Genomic DNA, 18,102 nt, shown 5'->3' with positions numbered 1-18,102 from the left:
GTCAGGCGTGTCAGAAGTATTATCGATGTACCGAGTTCCAAGGGAAGTTTCCATCACTGAATGTCATGAAGAAAACATCGAGACAGAGCAAGGGAGTTTTACGCTGAAATATCCGGTGCTATCTCCTGAAATCGTGGTGGACGCAGCACGAAAAGCCCAAAACGCGCGGGATGTTTACCTCGCCCATTTGCCTTTGATGGAAGTGGTTGAAAAAATTGATCGGGCGATTCAAAAATGGCTCGACCCTGATTATCCGCTGCGGAGATGGGCGGAGGCGCTTTTACCGATTCTGACCGGGTATCACTCAGACATCATCCGCCTCGAGTTGAAACGATATATGAGAAACTTTCGGAAAAAGGAACTCCTTCGTTTCTTGGATGAAGAATTCGACCATCCCGGCATGTTGGACGGCTTTCGACCGCGCAAATCCGGTGGTATGAGCCGGGCATATGGACCTCATATGATTTTCCATGTCTTTTCCGGGAATGTTCCGGGTGTTCAAGTTTGGAGCTTGATTATGGGGTTGTTGGTGAAATCAGCAGCTTTAGGAAAAACCTCCTTGGCGGAACCGTTAATGCCCGTTTTGTTTTCGATGTCTCTTGCCGAGATCGATGAGCGTTTAGCAGAATCCATCGTGATTTTGCCGTGGAAAGGCGGAGAGGTTGAGCTTGAGGCGAAGGCTATGGAAGCTTGTGAAGCGCTGATCGTTTATGGATCCGATGAAACGGTTGAGGCATACAGGCATCGGGTACCGATTGAAAAGCGGTTTTTATCCTATGGCCATAAAATCAGTTTGGCCATGGTCGGTAAAGAAGCATTGACCGCTGACCGTTATGAGGATACCTTGCATCGGCTCGCCGCTGATATCGCGATCTATGATCAGCAAAGCTGTCTTGCGCCGCAAATGGTCTATGTGGAGAGTGGAGGTGTCATCACTCCGAAAGATTTCAGCCAGCTGTTAGCTTGCGAGCTCGAACGATATGAGAAGAAATGGCCGCGATCCGCATTGTCCCACGAAGAGGCAATGGCCATTCATAAAATGAGAAATCAGGCGGTCTTTGCGGCGATAAATGGGGCCGATGTGAATGTGTACATGAGTGAAATGAATACGGCGTGGACAGTCATTTTTCACCGGAAAGCGGATTTTTCAGGTTCCCCGTTGAACCGGACCATCCATGTTTTCGCAGTGGATGATTTGGAAACTGCCGCAGAGACGCTAACTCGTTTTCGGCGCTATCTCCAATCTTGCGGACTTGCCGTCGGTCCGGAGCGGTTATTTTCATTATCGGAACGGCTCGGCACATGCGGCCTCAATAGGATTTGCGCGATCGGCGAGATGAATCGGGCCAAACCGGGTTGGCATCATGACGGCCGTTTTAATTTACTTGACCTCGTCCGCTTTGTTGACATCGAGCGAACGGCGGAGATGCTGGCCGAACAATACGACCCAGACGTGGAATGAGGTGAAAGGGATGGATTTAAAAGGGAATGTCGTTTTAGTGACCGGGGCGAGTCGCGGAATCGGGGCTGCGATCGCCCGAGCCTTTGCGGCTGAAGGGGCATGTGTGATCATCAACTATTTAAAAAACGAAGCGCGCGCGCGAGACGTTGTCGAAGAGATTCGCGAACACGGTGGTGAAGCCATCCTTTATCAAGCGGATGTCAGAGATGAGGCACAGGTTGGACAAATGGTCCAATCAGCCATTGATCAGTACGGCCAAATCGATTGCCTAGTAAATAATGCGCTTAGCCATTATACGTTTAACCCGAAAACGCGCAAAACGGCTTGGGGCATATCATGGGAAGATTATCAGTCCCAATTGGATGGCAGCCTTCGCGGGTCGTACATCGCAACCCAAGCGGTTCTGCCATTTATGAAGGAAAAAGGGCGGGGGCGGATCATCAATATGGTGACGAATCTCATCGATTTACCCATTGTCCCGTATCACGACTACACTACAGCCAAAGCGGCGTTATGGGGTTTTACAAAAAATTTGGCGAGGGATCTCGGTCATTTTGGGATTACGGTCAATGCCGTCGCACCTGGGTTGACGTATCCGACCGATTCCAGCCGCGAAACCCAAGAGGATGTCCGGGAAATGATCGTCAAGCTGACACCGCTGAAACGCCTCGCCCAACCCGATGATATTGCGGGTGTCGTCCTTTTTCTAGCATCGGACTGGGGCCGGTTTGTAACAGGCCAGTGCATCAGGGTAGACGGCGGGCTCGTCTGACTATGGTCTGAAGCATGGTCAGTAGGGGAAAAGTATGTGACTTAATCGTATTGGCGCGAGAATTCCGATATTAGCTCTCTCGCAAACGAAAAAAATAAAAAATTTCGAGGTGTTTGCCAAGTGTTACTTTTTTAGTGGTAAAATTAAGGAAGAAACGGAGGGATGACTTTTGACATTTGAAAGGAATTTGGAAAAATATGCAGAACTTGCCGTGAAAACCGGCATTAATCTTCAGGAAGGCCAAGAGTTGGTGGTTAGAGCACCGATTGCCGCCATCGATTTGGTCCGGAAAATCACCAAAATCGCCTATCAAACAGGTGCCAAGCAAGTGTATTACGATTGGTATGACCATGAGTTAATGCTGACACGGCTCTTATATGCGCCTGAGGAAGCGCTGAGAGAATATCCATCGTGGGAGGCTGAAGGGCAGGAAGAGCTCGCCAAACGCGGAGCGGGTTTTCTCATTATAAAAACGCCCGAGCTTGACTTGCTGAAGGACGTCGACCCAGAACGCATCGCCTTGGATAATAAAACGACATCTGAAGCACTCCACCGTTCCCGTGAGTATCGCATGGCGGATAAGGTGAGTTGGAATATCATCGCTTTTCCGACAGAAAAATGGGCGAAAAAAGTGTTTCCGGATTTGGATGCGAAAGAAGCACTAGACAAGCTTTGGGAGACCGTTTTTAAAATGACGAGAGCTGACCGTGAAGATCCGGTCAAGGCTTGGGAAGAACACCAAAAGACTTTGGATGAAAAATTAACGTATTTAAATACGAAAAAATATAAAAAACTCCATTACAAGGCGCCCGGCACGGACCTCACGATCGAGTTTCCGGATGGATATCTTTGGGCAGGTGGAGCCGCTCCCAATGAAAAAGGGACGATGTTTTTTCCGAACATTCCCACCGAAGAGGTGTATACTTTGCCGCTTAAAACCGGCGTCAATGGGACAGTAGCGAGCACAAAACCTCTAAATTACAGCGGGACACTGATCGAAGGCATCACGATGACTTTTAAAGATGGAAGAATTGTCGATTTTCATGCCGAAAGCGGGTTGGAAGTATTGAAGCGGCTGATTGAAACGGATGAAGGGTCGCATTATTTGGGTGAAGTCGCGCTAGTCCCTCACAATTCACCGATTTCTGAATCCGGTTTGATTTTTTACAACACGCTATTTGATGAAAACGCCTCATGCCACTTGGCGATTGGCGCCGCTTATCCCAAATGCATCGAAGGTGGTACGGAGAAGACGCGTGACGAACTTGACCGACTGGGGGTCAATAAAAGTATCACCCATGTTGATTTCATGATTGGCTCAGCCGAGTTGGACATTGACGGCATTACAGAGAGCGGTGAGCGCGAACCCGTGCTTCGAAAAGGGCTGTGGGCATTTTAGAAACCGATTCGCGGAACCCGAACATGTGGGGAAAGGGCCGATCCGCCAATTGTTAGTATCTTATTTAAACCTTGTATGCCAGTAATAGGTTACGGTCATCGGAAAAAGCATAACATTACCGTGCTGATGGGGGGTGTCGTAGCGTTTGACAGAATCCATATAGAACATGTCAGACACCCCCTTAAAAATATGGTGTCTGAGGGCGGACATCTTTTTACTGCCCTCCCATATGAGTTCTATAAATAAAAGCTCTAAGATTATCAAAACCTAGAGTGAAGGGGTAAAATCTACCTATCTTTCATAAAAAACTGGTATACTCAAAAATAATAATAGGAAAGAAGGGATGAAGATGGCTCATTTTGAAGAATTACTGGATCGCTATGCCGATGTGGTTGTCAAAATCGGTGTGAATATTCAAGAAGGCCAAGATCTCATGATCACTGCGCCAATCTCTGCTGCGGATTTTGTTCGCCGTGTCACGAAAAAGGCATACCTCGCTGGGGCGAAAAACGTGTATTTCCGTTGGGGTGACGATGACCTCACTTTGACCAGATATACATACGCCCCGGATGAATCGTTTAAAGAATTTCCGCAATGGGAAGCGGACGGCATGACAAAGTTGGCAGAACAAGGCGCCGCTTTTATGAGTTTTTTAGTACCAAGTTTGGACTTACTGAAAGATGTTGACCCTGAGCGCATCGCTGTTCAACAAAAAGTAGCCGCTAAGGCTCTGGAAACGTACCGCCAATATACAATGTCCGATCGGGTGAGTTGGACGGTTATTTCGGTGCCGTCTGAAAAATGGGCGAAAAAAGTGTTTCCCAATCTTGCCCCTGAACAGGCGGTTGAAAAGCTTTGGGAGCAAATTTTCTTTTTGACACGGGCCGACCAAGAAGACCCTGTTGCCGCGTGGCAAAAACATCAAGAAGCCCTTGCCGAAAAAGTTGCCTATATGAATCGCAAAGCGTATAAAAAACTCCATTATAAAGCGCCTGGGACGGATCTCACGATTGAGCTCCCTGAGGGCCATGCATGGGTTGGCGGCGGAGGTAAGAACGAAAAGGGCATTGATTTTATGGCCAATATACCAACCGAAGAAATCTTTACTTTACCGGTGAAAACTGGGGTTAACGGAACAGTTTCAGCGACGAAACCGCTTAATTATAATGGTAACTTGATCGAAAATTTCTCTTTTACTTTTAAAGATGGCAAAATCATTGACTTTAAGGCAGAAGCTGGCTATGAAACTTTGAAAAAACTTATCGAAATCGATGAAGGGGCGCGTTACTTAGGGGAAGTGGCGCTTGTGCCACATGACTCACCGGTTTCCCAATCAGGGCTCCTTTTCTATAATGCGTTATACGATGAAAATGCTTCCTGCCATTTAGCCATTGGCCAGGCCTATCCGTGTTTCAAAGACGGTGCATCGCTTACTTCGGAAGATTTAGAAAAGCGCGGGATGAATAAAAGCCTCGTCCATGTTGATTTTATGGTCGGCTCGGACCAATTGGACGTCGACGGCATTACCGAAAATGGTGATGTCGAACCGCTTTTACGGGGCGGCCTTTGGGTGATCTAAACCGCCCATCTATTGGAGTGTATGATGAAACTCATCGCTTATTTTATGACGCTATTATTGATTTTTTCCGTGCTTTTTGCTTGTGAGCCGACGAAAGAGACGGCCAAAAAAGAAAAAGCACATAAAATTGAAAAGAAAATGTCCGATGAGAAAGAGAATGAAAAGGGTACGTCTTCCAATAAGAAGAAGGTTAAGCCTCTACCGGATCAAGTGATTTTGGATGTCCCGCTGATTAACCAACTTCCCGAACTGCCGAATGGTTGTGAAGTGACGAGCCTTGCCATGATGCTTCAAGATGCGGGCATCGATGTCGATAAATTAACGCTGGCAGAGAAAATGAAAAAGGTTCCTTTTGAGGAAAATGGCATTCATGGGGATCCGAATACCGCCTATGTTGGCAATATGTATCACGGTGACCCAGGCTATGCGGTTTACCACGGTCCGGTGGCGGATTTGGCGAAGGAATATCTCGGTTCACGAATTATTGATCTGACGGGTAGCGATTGGCAGACGATCGAAAAACAGCTGGCTGCGTCGCATCCGGTTTGGGTTATCACAAACACCACCTTTCGTAAACTGGGTCCTGAGCAGTTCGAAACATGGGAGACACCAAACGGAAAAATCAAAGTTACCATGCACGAACATTCCGTGCTCGTAACGGGATATGACAAGACGTCTGTTTATTTAAATGACCCGTTAACCGGCACCAAAAACAAAAAGGTCAACAAAGAAGATTTCATTGAAGCCTGGAAACAAATGGGGAGTCAAGCTATCTCTTATAACTGATGCGATTGACCCAATAGCCTGCCTTTTGGTGAACGCAAACTAATTTTGGTTATGACTTTCGTTTGTCCTGCATTCTACGTAATTGGGAAGAACATTGAATATAAAACAATTTAAAATAATGAGCACTGGGGGAGCCGGGTGAGGCCGGCTGAGACAGGGACCCTAAGATGTCCCGGACCCTTAGAACCTGATCTGGGTGATACCAGCGTAGGGAAGTCGCTTGTAACGATCTGAAATGAAGCGCTTATCCTATTCTGGATTTGCGCTTTTTTAGATGCCTCTCGCGTCTTTCCCGTGCAGAGGAGGAGATTTGTGTTGAAAAACGTGCAAAAACTGACTTTAGCATCGCTTTTTATTGCGATAGGTACTGCCACCGGCCAATTATTGTACATACCGCTCGGCCCTTCGAAAATTTTTCCTGTGCAGCATTTTATCAATGTTGTAGCTTCCGTCTTGCTCGGTCCTTATTACAGCATCGCGTGCGCTTTTCTTATTTCCCTTTTAAGAAATATGTTAGGGACCGGAAGCCTTTTGGCCTTTCCGGGTAGCATGATTGGCGCGGGTCTTGCCGGTTTACTGTTTTTGAAAACGCGAAAAAGCGGTTGGGCGGCCATTGGGGAAGTGTTCGGAACGGGTATCATTGGTGCCCTTGTTTCTTATCCGATCGCCAAACTTCTTTATGGCATGGAGATCGCTGCATTTTATTTTATTCTCCCATTTTCTCTCAGCACCATGGTGGGGAGTTTGATCGCTTACATTTTCCTTAAGTCATTGAGGTTCCGCCGCTTTCGCCCAAATGCGTCATTGGATGAACGAAAAACAAGTGATTTTCAAGGATGATGGAAAGGTTGTCCCATACTTTGTGAGTTTCAGGGTAGGTGATTGGATGCACTTACCCTTATCACACATGAATAGGATGAACAGCAGGAGATTTTTTTATGGCATTCATCGAGAAAGCCCGTCAAGCTGGCTTATTGGCAACGAAGGGGACGTAAGCTCGACATTCTCGATGACTTTTCGAAAATGATAGCTGACTTACGTGGCTAGTCCATTCTTTTTTAAAACTGTTTTTAAAAAGCCAACCCTCGTGGAAATGAAGTCACATCCGGAAACCGTAAGAATATGATAACTCATAGGCGAATGACCAGGTTTCTTAAATCCGAGGCGGGAGTTGGGAGATATGCCGCATGTCATAAATGTTCATTTTATCAAAACCAATCAAATCAGCCACAACGCCTCAATTACTATTGGCCCGGCTCTTATAAATAGCCACTCCACTCAAATCAAGCTGTTCGGAAACAATATTTCGGTTGGCGATTTTTCACCAATACATGGGGTTTTTTGTAATTATGTGGATGACAGAGATGGTTTGGATCAAAGTTTGGTAGCAAACAGCGACCGTGTCTATCAAGGAGGCATGTTTTAAGGAGTTGAGACCGTGCCGTTTGTCATAAATATCTTTAACATCAAGACGAATGTGATCAATGCCAACGGAAGTGTTGATACAGGGGCGATTATTCAAAACAGCCATACATCAAACAATAAATTCGTCGGCTCAAACTACGCTTTTGGAGACCTCTCACCATCATTTTCTGCACAGGCAAATGGGAATTTTGATCCCGATATCAGCGATCAAGGTCAAGTGGCAAACCCGTCGGCACCGATGGCCGGACAGTTTTAACAATGGGGTGAAGCGATGTCGGTTACCGTCAATATTTTTCACTTTAAAGTTAATAACATGACGAATAATTCTTCGATTGTCATCGGTAACGGTTATCATAACAGTCATTCTGTTGAGGAGCAAAGTCACGGGAATGTCACCGCGATCGGCGATGAAGGCTCCATCGCATCCAAACTTGATAACATCTTGAAAGATACAGCTTTAATCGAACAAAGTGAGTTTGACAACAGTGACAATATATACGTTGGTAGAAAAAAAGACGACGAACGAGGAACCTAGTAGAAAATTTTTTATGGAATAGCTTTTACTTTGAATTTATTGGAAAAATGTTGCGAATTCACGGTATTTACCAATATCTGTATTAAAAAAGCAGTTTTGGAGCAGGAAGCGATCTAAAATAGCATTTAGCACGGCTCTATCTGCCATTTTGGGATGAGAAATTTTCTGAAATGGTGTTTAGCTTGAATTTATTGGAAAAACACAGCCGATTCGAGGGCTGTTTTGCCATTATCTGTATCCTAAAAGCCGTTTTGGAGCAGGAAGCAAACCAAAATGGCCTTTAGCGCGGCTCTATCTGCCATTTTGGGCAGAAAAATTTTTTGAAATGGTTTTTAGCTTGAATTAACTGGAAAAACGCGACCGATTCGAGGGCTGTTTTGCCATTATCTGTATCCTAAAAGCCGTTTTGGAATAGGAAGCGATCCAAAATAGCATTTAGCACGGCTCTATCTGCCATTTCGGGCTGAAACATTTTTTAAAATGGACATTAGCTTGAATTTATTAGGAAGATGTGGTCGATTCGGGGCTGTTTTTCCAATATATGTATTCAATAAACCATTTTGAAGTGAGAAATGGGCCAAAATGGTTTTTGACCGGATGATCAGCCTTATGCTTCACATCCAAAAGGGCAGTACGTATGCCCGGTTTTTCTTAAGGTATGATCATCTATGTTTTCTATCAAATAAAGGGCAACGAAGGCTCTGCCATTTTTAAAAAGCTTGGCAGAGCTAATTTTTCTTTATAAAATAAAAAGTGAATATTTTTTTAAAAGGTGGATGCGATGAACACCCTTTATTCTATTTTGGTATTTATACATATTTTTTCCGCGATTATAGGGATGGGGCCTGGCTTTACGCTGATTCCCATTGTGAAAACCGCCAAAACCATGGCGCAATTACGCCAGGCATTTTTCATTAAAAATCGGCTTCATATTTTTATCATGATAGGTGGCACACTTTTATTGCTTTCCGGCCTGTCCATGGGAGCGATCCACCCGTACCTGTTTCATATGGGCTGGTATGTGACGAGCTTAATTCTATTTATAGTGGCACTTGGAATGGGGCCAGTGGTTTTATCACCGATCACCAAACCGCTGAAAGCCCAAATCGATAATTACCAGGGTGATGACATCCCGGAAGACATTCAACAATCGTTACGGAAAATGTACCGGTATGAAGGTTTGTTAAACATTCTCTTTTTAATCATTATTGCCCTGATGATTACAAAGCCATTCTAAGATATGCGGTGCTTTCCTTAAAGAACACCGGTTAATCATGGATGATAAAAACACGATGCCTGGAGGCCGGATGATGATTACAATAGAAGATATCCGTAAAGCGAGAGAGGCGATCGCCGGAGTGACCAAATATACCCCGGTTTTAACGTCTAAGACACTGACAGAAAGAAGTGGCGTTGAAGTTTATATCAAAGGTGAGCATCTGCAGACGACTGGTTCATTTAAGATCCGCGGGGCGACGAACAAGGTGAAAAAAGCCTTTCGAGAGGGAGCGCGGCACGTGATTGCCGCCTCTTCCGGAAACCATGGCCAAGCCGTCGCTTTTGTGGCAAAAACACTTGGGATGAAGGCAACGGTTGTCGTTCCGGAAAATGCCGCGAAAGCCAAGGTTGATGCCATCCGGAACTATGGCGCGGAAATCATATATTGCGGGACAACGTCACATGAACGCATCGAACGCGCCAAATCTATTGCCACTGAGGACGGTGCTGTCTTTATCCCGCCCTATGATGATCCATTGATCATGGCGGGTCAAGGAACGACGGGTTTAGAGATCCTTGAGCAGGTCCCTGATGTTTCGGCCATTTATGTGCCGGTTGGCGGAGGTGGGCTCATATCCGGTGTGCTCACCGCTGTCAAAGAAAGCCGGCCGAATGTAAAGGTCATCGGTGTTGAGCCTGAGCTCGCGAATGATACACAGCTTTCCCTAAAAAAAGGGGAGCCGGTCACGATTGCGGCAACCGAAACAATCGCTGACGGATTGCGCACCAATAAACCCGGTGAGCTGACGTTTCCGGTTTTACAAAAATATTTGGATGATCTCGTTCTTGTGAGTGAAGAAGAGATCAAAGCGGCGCTTCGATTCGCTTTAGAGCGGATGAAGCAACTCATCGAACCATCGGGCTGTGTTTCACTCGCTGCAGTAATGAAGCATAAAAGCTACGTGCCGAACGAAAAAGTCGTGGCTCTTGCATCAGGGGGGAATGCCTCGCTGTCGCAACTGGGGAAATGGTTGGAAGTTGAGGCTCACATTTAAAAATGAGAAAGCGGGTTTGACTGGGCTTGTGCCGTTAGGATAGAACCGAATAAACGGACACTTTAAAATAAGCGCTGATCAATGATGAGGTAAAGCGCAAAAATAAGGGACTAAATAACCATCAATGAAAACGAGGCTGCCTGTGAAAGGCGAGCCTCCGCTTGTTATGTTACTTTTTTAATCGGAGATACCAGCTCTTGTAATCCAAGCCTTTTGCGCGTGCCTCTTCTTCGGATTCAATGGCTCCGGCTTTCGGTGTGGCTGGGACGATGACCGGCTCGCCCGGAACCCAGTTGGCTGGTGTTGTATGTCCGGTTTTGTCCGTTGTTTGCAATGAATCGATGACGCGCAAGATTTCCGGAATGCTGCGGCCGGCGCTCATTGGGTAATAAATCATGGCACGCAAGATCCCTTTGTCGTCTATGATAAACACAGAGCGAATGGTAGCGGTATTGGATGCGCCGGGGTGAATCATGCCATACAGTTTGGCGACTTTCATATCCAAGTCGGCAATAACGGGATACGTGACTTTGACGTCAAAAATCCGCTCGATGTCGCGAATCCAGGCCAAATGTGACGGAACGCTGTCTACCGAAAGCCCAATCAATTGCACATTGCGTTTTGCAAATTCTTCGGCTTCTGCAGCAAACCCGCCCAGTTCTGTTGTGCAAACGGGCGTAAAATCACCGGGATGGGAAAATAACACGACATATTTCCCGCGATAATCACTCAATTTAATGGGGCCGTGAGTGGATTGCGCCTCGAAATCCGGGGCTGGCTCATTGAGAAGCGGCAAAGATACGCGTTCTTCAACTGTGGACATATTAACCACCTCCAATAAATGATATAAATCCTACTAATCTTATAGGAGAATTATATTTTATATTTGTATTTTAAATGCATTTTTTTTAAATGTCTATCACTTTGCCCAATTCTGACCGGGGGTCTCTTTCAATGATACAAAATCGCAGCATGAATCAGCATTTAAGGACAAGCCATTAAATTTGCATGCAAAATGGCTTATAGAAGCGAAAGCCGAGCCGGTCAATATGAGACATTAAAAATTTACGCGGGAAGGAAGGCGAAATCAAAGTGACCGTACATATATGGGAATTTTCACACAGGTGAAGGGGTTTTTTAATTATTGGATATACTTGGATTGAACAGCCACATATTAAACGATGAAAGGGAGTGAACGTTAAGATGATCAAGAAACTCGTTGCGATTCTTACAGCAGGGGGACTCTTACTTGGCGGCTATTCCATGAGCCATGCTATGGAAAACCACCCAGCCGTGCATCATGAACATCACATGATGGATCATGGCCCCCTAGTGAGAATGGCCAAAAAACTTGGCATCGACCCATCGGGTAAAACCGATCAGGAACTGAGACAAGCGATTCGGGCAAAATGCAAAGAAAAACTGATCACCCGTGCGAAGGCGTTGGGCATCAGTCCGGAAGGGAAAAGCTTTCACGAACTAAAATGGGCTGTTCGCGAAAAAATGCTGGAAAAAAATCCTGAGAAACTGAAGAAACTAGCGAATCGTCTCGGCATATCCACTGAAGGAAAAACCGATCAACAATTAAAAAATGAAGTTGTGAAGAAACTCAAAGAAAAGCGTCATGAATGGCTTGTGAGAAAAGCAGAGAAACTTGGAATCAATCCCGAAGGAAAATCGGACAAAGAGCTGTATCAAGCCATTCATAAAAAGTGGGCCGAGACCCATCAATAATAAGAAAGCCGCCGCATTTTGCGACGGCATCATTTTTCCTCAAAAATCAGTGTCCATCGCCTCATCGGCGATGTGCTACGGTTTGGCTTTATCATCAAGTTTTTCACCCGTTCCGTCAAGCAATTTTAGTTGGTCATTTTCATAGCCGACGGTATAGGTCGTTTTATAACGATGGGTGACAATTTTGCCATCGTCCGCTTGCTCTTCGGCGCTAATGACGACCGTTACTTTAACATGCCGGCCGTCATTCAAAAGTGTGCTGGAGATATCGTTAATCGTGATATCTAGCGTTTTCAAATAGCCTTTTCGGAATTCATCATAAGACGTTTTTTTCTGCCAGTCGCTGCCAAGGAGCATATATGCGGTGACGTAATCGCGGGCAGCTAAGCTTTCGTAAAAATAATTGACAATGTACTGTGCATCTTGATTAAAGCTGTCTTGGTCGGATGTGTCACCGTCTGTTACATCCACCGTCCCGTTGACACCTGAGACATCTTGCGGATTTTCTGACCATGACTCGATTTGGTCGATACAATCGATGATTGGAATGCTGAAGCCGATATTTCCTTCTTCCGTTCCCGCGGAATTGATGGCAATTGCTTCACCCGTTTTTCGGTCGATCAATGGGCCGCCTGAATTACCATGCGTGATGGAGGCGGTGATTTGGTACATATTCTTATATTCATATGGGTCGATGGTAAAACTGCGATTGATTCCGCTGATCATGCCGGTTGTTACCGTATTTTGTAAGCCGAGAGGGCTCCCAAGAGCGATGACTTGATCTCCCACTTCCGCTTTATGTGTTCGGTTTATTTTTAATGGTGTGACACCAGCCAACTCGGGAACGCGGACAACGGCGATGTCGGTTTTATCACCGATGCCGATGACGGTACCATCATAGGTTTTGGCATCGGATGTTTTCACTGAAACTTTGCGGGCTCCTGCAACAACGTGGGCATTGGTGATAATATCCCCTTTATCGTTGTAGAGAAAACCCGACCCGATCACTTCTTCGTCTTGAGTGATGACGGTAATTTGCACGACATCCTTTTGACTATTATGGATGACCGTTTTTAAATCCACAGCCGTTGTACTATCCGTTTTTCCGTTCGGCTGAACGATCGCTGAAGTTTTTTGCACTTCAAAACCGGAAAAATAGGTGTTTAATTCATAGAAACTGAAACCCGCGGCAATTAGGAGAATGAGCGAGATGAAGATGGAAGAAAGAAGATGTTTGTTTCGCATGGTTCACCCTCCTAATCCGCCAAATACCATTTTAATTTTGTTGCTTTGACGGTTAATTTTCCATTGACGTTAAAATGCGTGTAATCAAAGGTGCCTTCGTCGCCGGGGTTTAATGTATCCGGGACGACGATGACCTCATTGGTCGCGTATTCCGCACCGTTTTCATCATATAAGGTGTAGCTGACAGACACGGATGTTACAGGGACGGTTGCGGTGCATTTGACTTTGCCGGTGACTTCTACGTTTCCGTATTCGTCCAACTTTGCTTTAATATCGACAAGCTGGACGCCTTCTTTTTTATTGTGTTCATATTCTTCTTGGGCTTTTTGAATAGCTTCATTGGCAATCGCCGTTTCTTGAGCTTCATATTCTTTCTTGGCTTTTTCAATCGCCTTTTTCAGGCCTAGTAATTTCTCGCTGCTTGGGTCATATTTTAGCCCGTCATTCACTTTTTCCAAGGCGCTTGAATAATTTTTTTCATTCAAAAGCTGATTCGCCTCGGAATAAGCGATTTCGACGATTTGTGCGCGGATTTGTTTAGCGATTTCTTTAGCTTCAGGGATATTAAGACTTTCAGCCTTCGTTAAAATCGGTGCGAGGGCATCAATGCTGTCTTTCCCTTCCATTTCTTGGCGGAGTTTACCGACCGTGGCGCTGATTTTGGCTTGGGAAATGGAATGGTTGATCAGCGTGACAATTTTTCCTTTATAGCCTTGCAATTTTTTTGAGGCTCGGTCAATGGTGGCGAGCGCTTGATCATACTTTTTATGTTTTTCCAATTGTTTGGCCGTTTGTAAATCACTTTCTATATCCAGTCCAATATTGACGATTTTTAAATTCAGTAGTGCCGCCGGAAAATGCGGGCGTTTTTTTAACGCATCGGAGAAGGCATCCCCGGCTTCCCGGTATTTCCCTTTTAAAGCAAGCTGCTCCCCTTTTTGGAAGGATTGGACTGCCTCTTGGGTGAGATGCTGTTGATAATAGTAGAAGCCCCCGAGGCATAGAACTGCTAAAATCAATATAAAGAAGGGAATGAGCCACCAACGGCGGAATTTTTCCCGCGAGGATGGATCCCCCCGATGTACCCGGTTGCCGCATGAAGGGCAAAATCGATTCATTTCACTAATATCAGATCCGCAATGCGGACATGTTATCAAGTCCATCACCAACTTTCGGACTTGGGCGTGAAAGGTGCCCAAATGTATTATATTAGATTATTATTCTACCATTATTCATAACAAGTTTGCCATAAATATTGGAAAAAAGGAATGGGAGTTGCGTACTATAAAGGAAACTTTAACCGTTATGTAAAGTGATGAAATATTGTGATGGTTCGCCCTTGTCAACCATTTTATCGATATGTCAGAGTTTTCAGACAAAAGTGATCGATGCCAAAACGAAGGCGCACATCCACACTTTTATTATGGTGGGGGGATTTGATATAATGCTAGCGGAAGGTTTTGGCACAACATATTATACATATTAGATAAAGTCATCATTAGACTACCCAGGAGGTTTTTTTCTTGAAAAAAATACTGGTAACGGGTGCGCTCGGCCAAATCGGTTCGGAATTAGTCGTCAAGTGCCGAGAAATTTATGGTAACGACAATGTCATCGCTACAGACATTCGCCGCAATGCGTCGCGTGTGGTCGAGGAGGGCCCATTTGAAATTGTAGATGTGACAGATGAAAGCGCTTTATTCGAAACAGCCAAAAAGTATAAAGTTGATACAATCATTCACTTGGCCGCATTGTTATCGGCGACGGCGGAGAAAAAGCCTGTATTCGCATGGAACCTGAATATGGGCGGTTTGATGAATGCGCTGGAAGTGGCTCGAAATTTGAATTGTCAATTTTTCACGCCTAGCTCCATCGGGGCATTCGGACCGACAACGCCAAAAGACCAAACCCCACAAGATACCATCCAGCGGCCGACGACGATGTACGGGATAAATAAAGTGGCTGGGGAGCTGTTGTGCGATTATTATTATAAAAAATTCGGTGTCGATACTCGCGGGGTTCGTTTTCCGGGTTTAATTTCTTATGTGACACCACCTGGTGGGGGAACAACCGACTATGCGGTTGATATTTACTATAAGGCGCTGGAGGAAGGTCACTATACCTCGTATATTGCAGAAGGCACATACATGGACATGATGTACATGCCGGATGCCCTTTCTGCCATTATTCAACTGATGGAAGCCGATCCATCGGAATTAAAACACCGCAATGCGTTTAATATCACGGCATTTAGTGCAGCCCCCGAAGACTTCGCAAATGCCATTCGCCGTCATATTCCTGATTTCACCATGGACTATGATGTCGACCCGGTACGGCAGGCAATTGCCGAGAGCTGGCCAAATTCGCTTGATGATTCAGCCGCTCGCGAGGAATGGGGATTTAAACCAGAATTTGACCTGGATAAAATGACCGAAGATATGCTTTCTAAGTTAAAAGTGAAAAAGATGGCATAAAGAACCCCTTTCTCTGTTAATGAAAACTTTGCTCTGCCATGCCCTTTATGCGAAGGCAGAGCCTTCGTTGCTTTATACTGAATTGATAATAGGATAAGCTTTCTTATCGGCATAAAAAATCAGTCGTCTCAACCGGCCTTTATGCGGACGGAGGAGACGGCTGTTTATTGTGATGAAGGGGCTTTCCGCTTACAGGCGGAAAGCCTCTAATCGTTGTTTTTAAGCGCGGATTTCAAGGCTTCGGCCAGGCTGTTCATGGCAAACCCGTCATCGGTTTTGCTGTATTTTTTTAGAAGCATTCGTTCTTCGCGTTTGGAGAGCGCCGATTTTTCTTTCGTTGCTTTCTCAATGATATTACAGTGACGGCATTTGAAATAGGAGCCAGCTTTGCCTTCGTGAATCTCCATTTTCTTGTGACATTGCGGGCAGCGATGATTGGACAATTTCGGATCCTTACGCCGGCGGTAGCCGCACTCCCGGTTGGAACAGACGAGCAGGCGGCCGTCTTTACCTTTGACTTCTTTTAAAAATTCCCCGCATTCCGGACACCGGGATCCCGTGAGATTATGCGCGCGGTAGCTTTGTTCGCTCATTTTGATTTCTTGTACGAGCTGTTCTGTTTGTTTGCGGATATTGGCGATAAATTGTTTCGGATTCCCAGCTCCGCGGGCAATCGCCTCTAATTCTTTCTCCCAACGCGCGGTCAGTTTTGGTGACTTTAACGCTTCGTTTACAAGGCCAATGAGCTGTTTTCCTTTTGGCGTCGGGTAAAGCCTGCCGTTTTGTCGATCAACAGCTCCAGAATAGAGCAGTTTTTCAATGATATCCGCACGGGTTGCGGGTGTGCCGAGTCCGTATTTTTCCATGCGGTGAAGAAGGTCAGCTTCGGAAAACCGTTGCGGCGGCTCCGTCAGCTTTTTATGGATTTGCGGTGAGGCAACGGATAGGTTGCGGCCGACTTGCCAATGCTCCATGGACGGTGCCAAATGGGCTTCATCGTCTTTACCCGTGACCGCCCGAAAGCCAATCTCTCGCACTTGTTTTTCATTGATGATAAAAGTTTCCCCGTTAACCTCGATGTCTGCTTGAATCCGTTCATACTGGTAAGCGGGATAAAACAACGCGAGGAAGCGGCGAACGATCAGGTCATACAGTTTCCGTTCATCGGCTGTTAAATCGTTAATGTGAAGCCGTTCTTCGGTCGGGATGATCGCATGGTGGTCGGTGACTTTCGCATCATTAAACACTTTACGGGCGAGAACGCGGCCTTTGTTCTTTATGATGTGGCGGGTTTCAGCATCGTAAGCGCTTGAAATCGCCGTCAGTCGCTCGAGCATTGTCTTTTCGATATCATGGGTCAAATACCGGGAGTCCGTGCGCGGGTAAGTCACGAGTTTATGTCGTTCATACAGTTCTTGCAAGACATTGGCAGTTTTTTTCGCGGAAAAACCAAACCGGTAGTTGGCGTCCCGTTGCAACTCTGTCAAATCATACGGGAGCGGCTGGCTTTCGCTTTTTGTTGTTCGCTCGATGTTCTTGACGATGCCGTTTTTGCCAAAAATTTTTTTCAAAATACTTTCTGCTTCGGTTTGATCAAACAACCGCTTTTCGCCTTTACGGTGCCATACTGCGGTAAGTCCGCCAATTGTAACGGTAATCGTCCAATATTCCTGTGGCTTAAACGCTTGAATCGCTTTTTCACGTTCGATGATCATAGCGAGTGTCGGTGTTTGCACGCGTCCCGCAGATAACGGGTCATTATATTTCGTCGTCAAGGCCCGTGAGACATTGAGGCCGATCAACCAATCGGCTTCGGCGCGGCAGACGGCGGATGCATATAAATTGTTGTATTGGGATGCCGGTTTCAATTGTTTAAAGCCATCGCGAATGGCTTTATCCGTTTGTGATGAGATCCACAGTCGCTTGATCGGTTTCTGCCAGCGGATTTTTTCAATAATCCAGCGGGCGACAAGCTCCCCTTCGCGTCCCGCATCTGTTGCGATGATTAACTCACCTAAATCTTTCCGCTTGGCGAGTTCGCTAATCGCGCGAAACTGGCTGGCTGTTTGGCGGATGACTTTTAATCCCATTTGTTTTGGGATAATGGGGAGGTCCTCTAACCGCCACGTTTTATATTGACGGTCATAGTCTTCCGGCATTTTTAATTCCACGAGATGCCCAAGCGCCCATGTCACGACATAACGAGGGCCTTCGATATAATGCCGCGTGGTCTGTTTACAGCCGAGCACACGGGCAACATCCCGGGCAACACTAGGCTTTTCAGCTAAAACAAGCGATTTCATAAAAAACTCCTTTCAAAAACGCCTCCGCTACCCAGTATAAAGGAATAGGATGATTTATAAAAGCAAGCCATTTGAACGATGGCTTTAATCTATGCCTAAACAAAAGTGGATCAAT

The 18,102-nt window shown here is 45.8% G+C and carries 17 protein-coding genes and 1 riboswitch; of the genes, 13 read left to right on the top strand and 4 right to left on the bottom strand.

The genetic code is table 11. From position 1 onward, the window contains the following. The first annotated feature begins 7 nt into the window (after positions 1-7). From H532_RS0103385 to H532_RS0103335, 11 genes are all read left to right on the top strand, one after another. Complete coding sequence (locus tag H532_RS0103385) at positions 8-1,462, top strand: acyl-CoA reductase (RefSeq protein ID WP_027724318.1); 1,455 nt, start codon at positions 8-10, stop codon at positions 1,460-1,462. A 10-nt stretch (positions 1,463-1,472) separates the two neighbouring features. Then, the gene (locus H532_RS0103380; RefSeq protein ID WP_027724317.1) at positions 1,473-2,234 is read left to right on the top strand and encodes a 3-oxoacyl-ACP reductase; all 762 of its coding nucleotides are present in this window, start codon (positions 1,473-1,475) and stop codon (positions 2,232-2,234) included. Between the two features lie 169 nt (positions 2,235-2,403). After that, positions 2,404-3,633 (top strand): aminopeptidase, encoded by a 1,230-nt coding sequence (locus tag H532_RS0103375; RefSeq protein WP_027724316.1) that lies wholly within the window; start codon positions 2,404-2,406, stop codon positions 3,631-3,633. 349 nt (positions 3,634-3,982) lie between these two features. Continuing rightward, on the top strand, positions 3,983-5,212 hold the full coding sequence (locus H532_RS0103370) for an aminopeptidase (protein WP_027724315.1): 1,230 nt from the start codon (positions 3,983-3,985) through the stop codon (positions 5,210-5,212). Positions 5,213-5,236: 24 nt separating this feature from the next. Continuing rightward, the gene (locus H532_RS0103365; RefSeq protein ID WP_051263108.1) at positions 5,237-5,998 is read left to right on the top strand and encodes a C39 family peptidase; all 762 of its coding nucleotides are present in this window, start codon (positions 5,237-5,239) and stop codon (positions 5,996-5,998) included. A gap of 117 nt (positions 5,999-6,115) precedes the next feature. Beyond that, positions 6,116-6,229: riboswitch (TPP riboswitch) on the top strand. Positions 6,230-6,310: 81 nt separating this feature from the next. Beyond that, positions 6,311-6,838 carry an energy coupling factor transporter S component ThiW gene (thiW, locus tag H532_RS0103360; RefSeq protein WP_155994957.1) on the top strand — a complete coding sequence of 176 codons (528 nt, stop codon included), beginning with the start codon at positions 6,311-6,313 and terminating at the stop codon, positions 6,836-6,838. A 340-nt stretch (positions 6,839-7,178) separates the two neighbouring features. Next, positions 7,179-7,424 carry a spore germination protein gene (locus H532_RS0103355; protein ID WP_027724312.1) on the top strand — a complete coding sequence of 82 codons (246 nt, stop codon included), beginning with the start codon at positions 7,179-7,181 and terminating at the stop codon, positions 7,422-7,424. Positions 7,425-7,436: 12 nt separating this feature from the next. Continuing rightward, positions 7,437-7,679: a spore germination protein gene (locus H532_RS0103350; protein WP_027724311.1), complete on the top strand. Its 243-nt coding sequence runs from the start codon at positions 7,437-7,439 to the stop codon at positions 7,677-7,679. Between the two features lie 15 nt (positions 7,680-7,694). After that, positions 7,695-7,958 (top strand): hypothetical protein, encoded by a 264-nt coding sequence (locus tag H532_RS0103345; RefSeq protein WP_027724310.1) that lies wholly within the window; start codon positions 7,695-7,697, stop codon positions 7,956-7,958. A 781-nt stretch (positions 7,959-8,739) separates the two neighbouring features. Then, complete coding sequence (locus tag H532_RS0103340; RefSeq protein ID WP_027724309.1) at positions 8,740-9,195, top strand: DUF2269 family protein; 456 nt, start codon at positions 8,740-8,742, stop codon at positions 9,193-9,195. A 73-nt stretch (positions 9,196-9,268) separates the two neighbouring features. Next, a complete protein-coding gene (locus H532_RS0103335) occupies positions 9,269-10,231 on the top strand; it encodes a threonine ammonia-lyase (protein ID WP_027724308.1) in 963 nt (320 codons plus the stop codon). A gap of 169 nt (positions 10,232-10,400) precedes the next feature. Here H532_RS0103335 and H532_RS0103330 read toward each other — a convergent pair whose 3' ends face one another. After that, positions 10,401-11,054, bottom strand: a complete 654-nt coding sequence (locus tag H532_RS0103330; RefSeq protein WP_027724307.1) for a peroxiredoxin — start codon at positions 11,052-11,054, stop codon at positions 10,401-10,403. A 380-nt stretch (positions 11,055-11,434) separates the two neighbouring features. On the opposite strand from H532_RS0103330, the gene H532_RS19415 reads away from it, so the two are divergent. Beyond that, positions 11,435-11,965: a hypothetical protein gene (locus H532_RS19415; RefSeq protein WP_051263107.1), complete on the top strand. Its 531-nt coding sequence runs from the start codon at positions 11,435-11,437 to the stop codon at positions 11,963-11,965. A gap of 75 nt (positions 11,966-12,040) precedes the next feature. Here the strand turns inward: H532_RS19415 and H532_RS0103320 are convergent, their stop codons facing one another. Both H532_RS0103320 and H532_RS0103315 read right to left on the bottom strand, forming a co-directional pair. Next, on the bottom strand, positions 12,041-13,210 hold the full coding sequence (locus H532_RS0103320) for a S1C family serine protease (RefSeq protein WP_027724306.1): 1,170 nt from the start codon (positions 13,208-13,210) through the stop codon (positions 12,041-12,043). 11 nt (positions 13,211-13,221) lie between these two features. Next, positions 13,222-14,373: an FxLYD domain-containing protein gene (locus H532_RS0103315; RefSeq protein WP_155994956.1), complete on the bottom strand. Its 1,152-nt coding sequence runs from the start codon at positions 14,371-14,373 to the stop codon at positions 13,222-13,224. A gap of 360 nt (positions 14,374-14,733) precedes the next feature. On the opposite strand from H532_RS0103315, the gene H532_RS0103310 reads away from it, so the two are divergent. Further along, a complete protein-coding gene (locus H532_RS0103310) occupies positions 14,734-15,684 on the top strand; it encodes an L-threonine 3-dehydrogenase (RefSeq protein ID WP_027724304.1) in 951 nt (316 codons plus the stop codon). A gap of 206 nt (positions 15,685-15,890) precedes the next feature. Here H532_RS0103310 and H532_RS0103305 read toward each other — a convergent pair whose 3' ends face one another. Beyond that, positions 15,891-17,987, bottom strand: coding sequence for a DNA topoisomerase III (locus H532_RS0103305; RefSeq protein WP_027724303.1), 2,097 nt, complete (start codon positions 17,985-17,987; stop codon positions 15,891-15,893). Between the last annotated feature and the right edge of the window lie 115 nt (positions 17,988-18,102).

The sequence above is a fragment of the Tuberibacillus calidus DSM 17572 genome (genome assembly GCF_000430685.1).
GTDB classification, from domain to species: domain Bacteria; phylum Bacillota; class Bacilli; order Bacillales; family Sporolactobacillaceae; genus Tuberibacillus; species Tuberibacillus calidus.
Note: the sequence above shows the minus strand (reverse complement) of the source record. Positions and strands in the feature narration are given on the sequence as shown.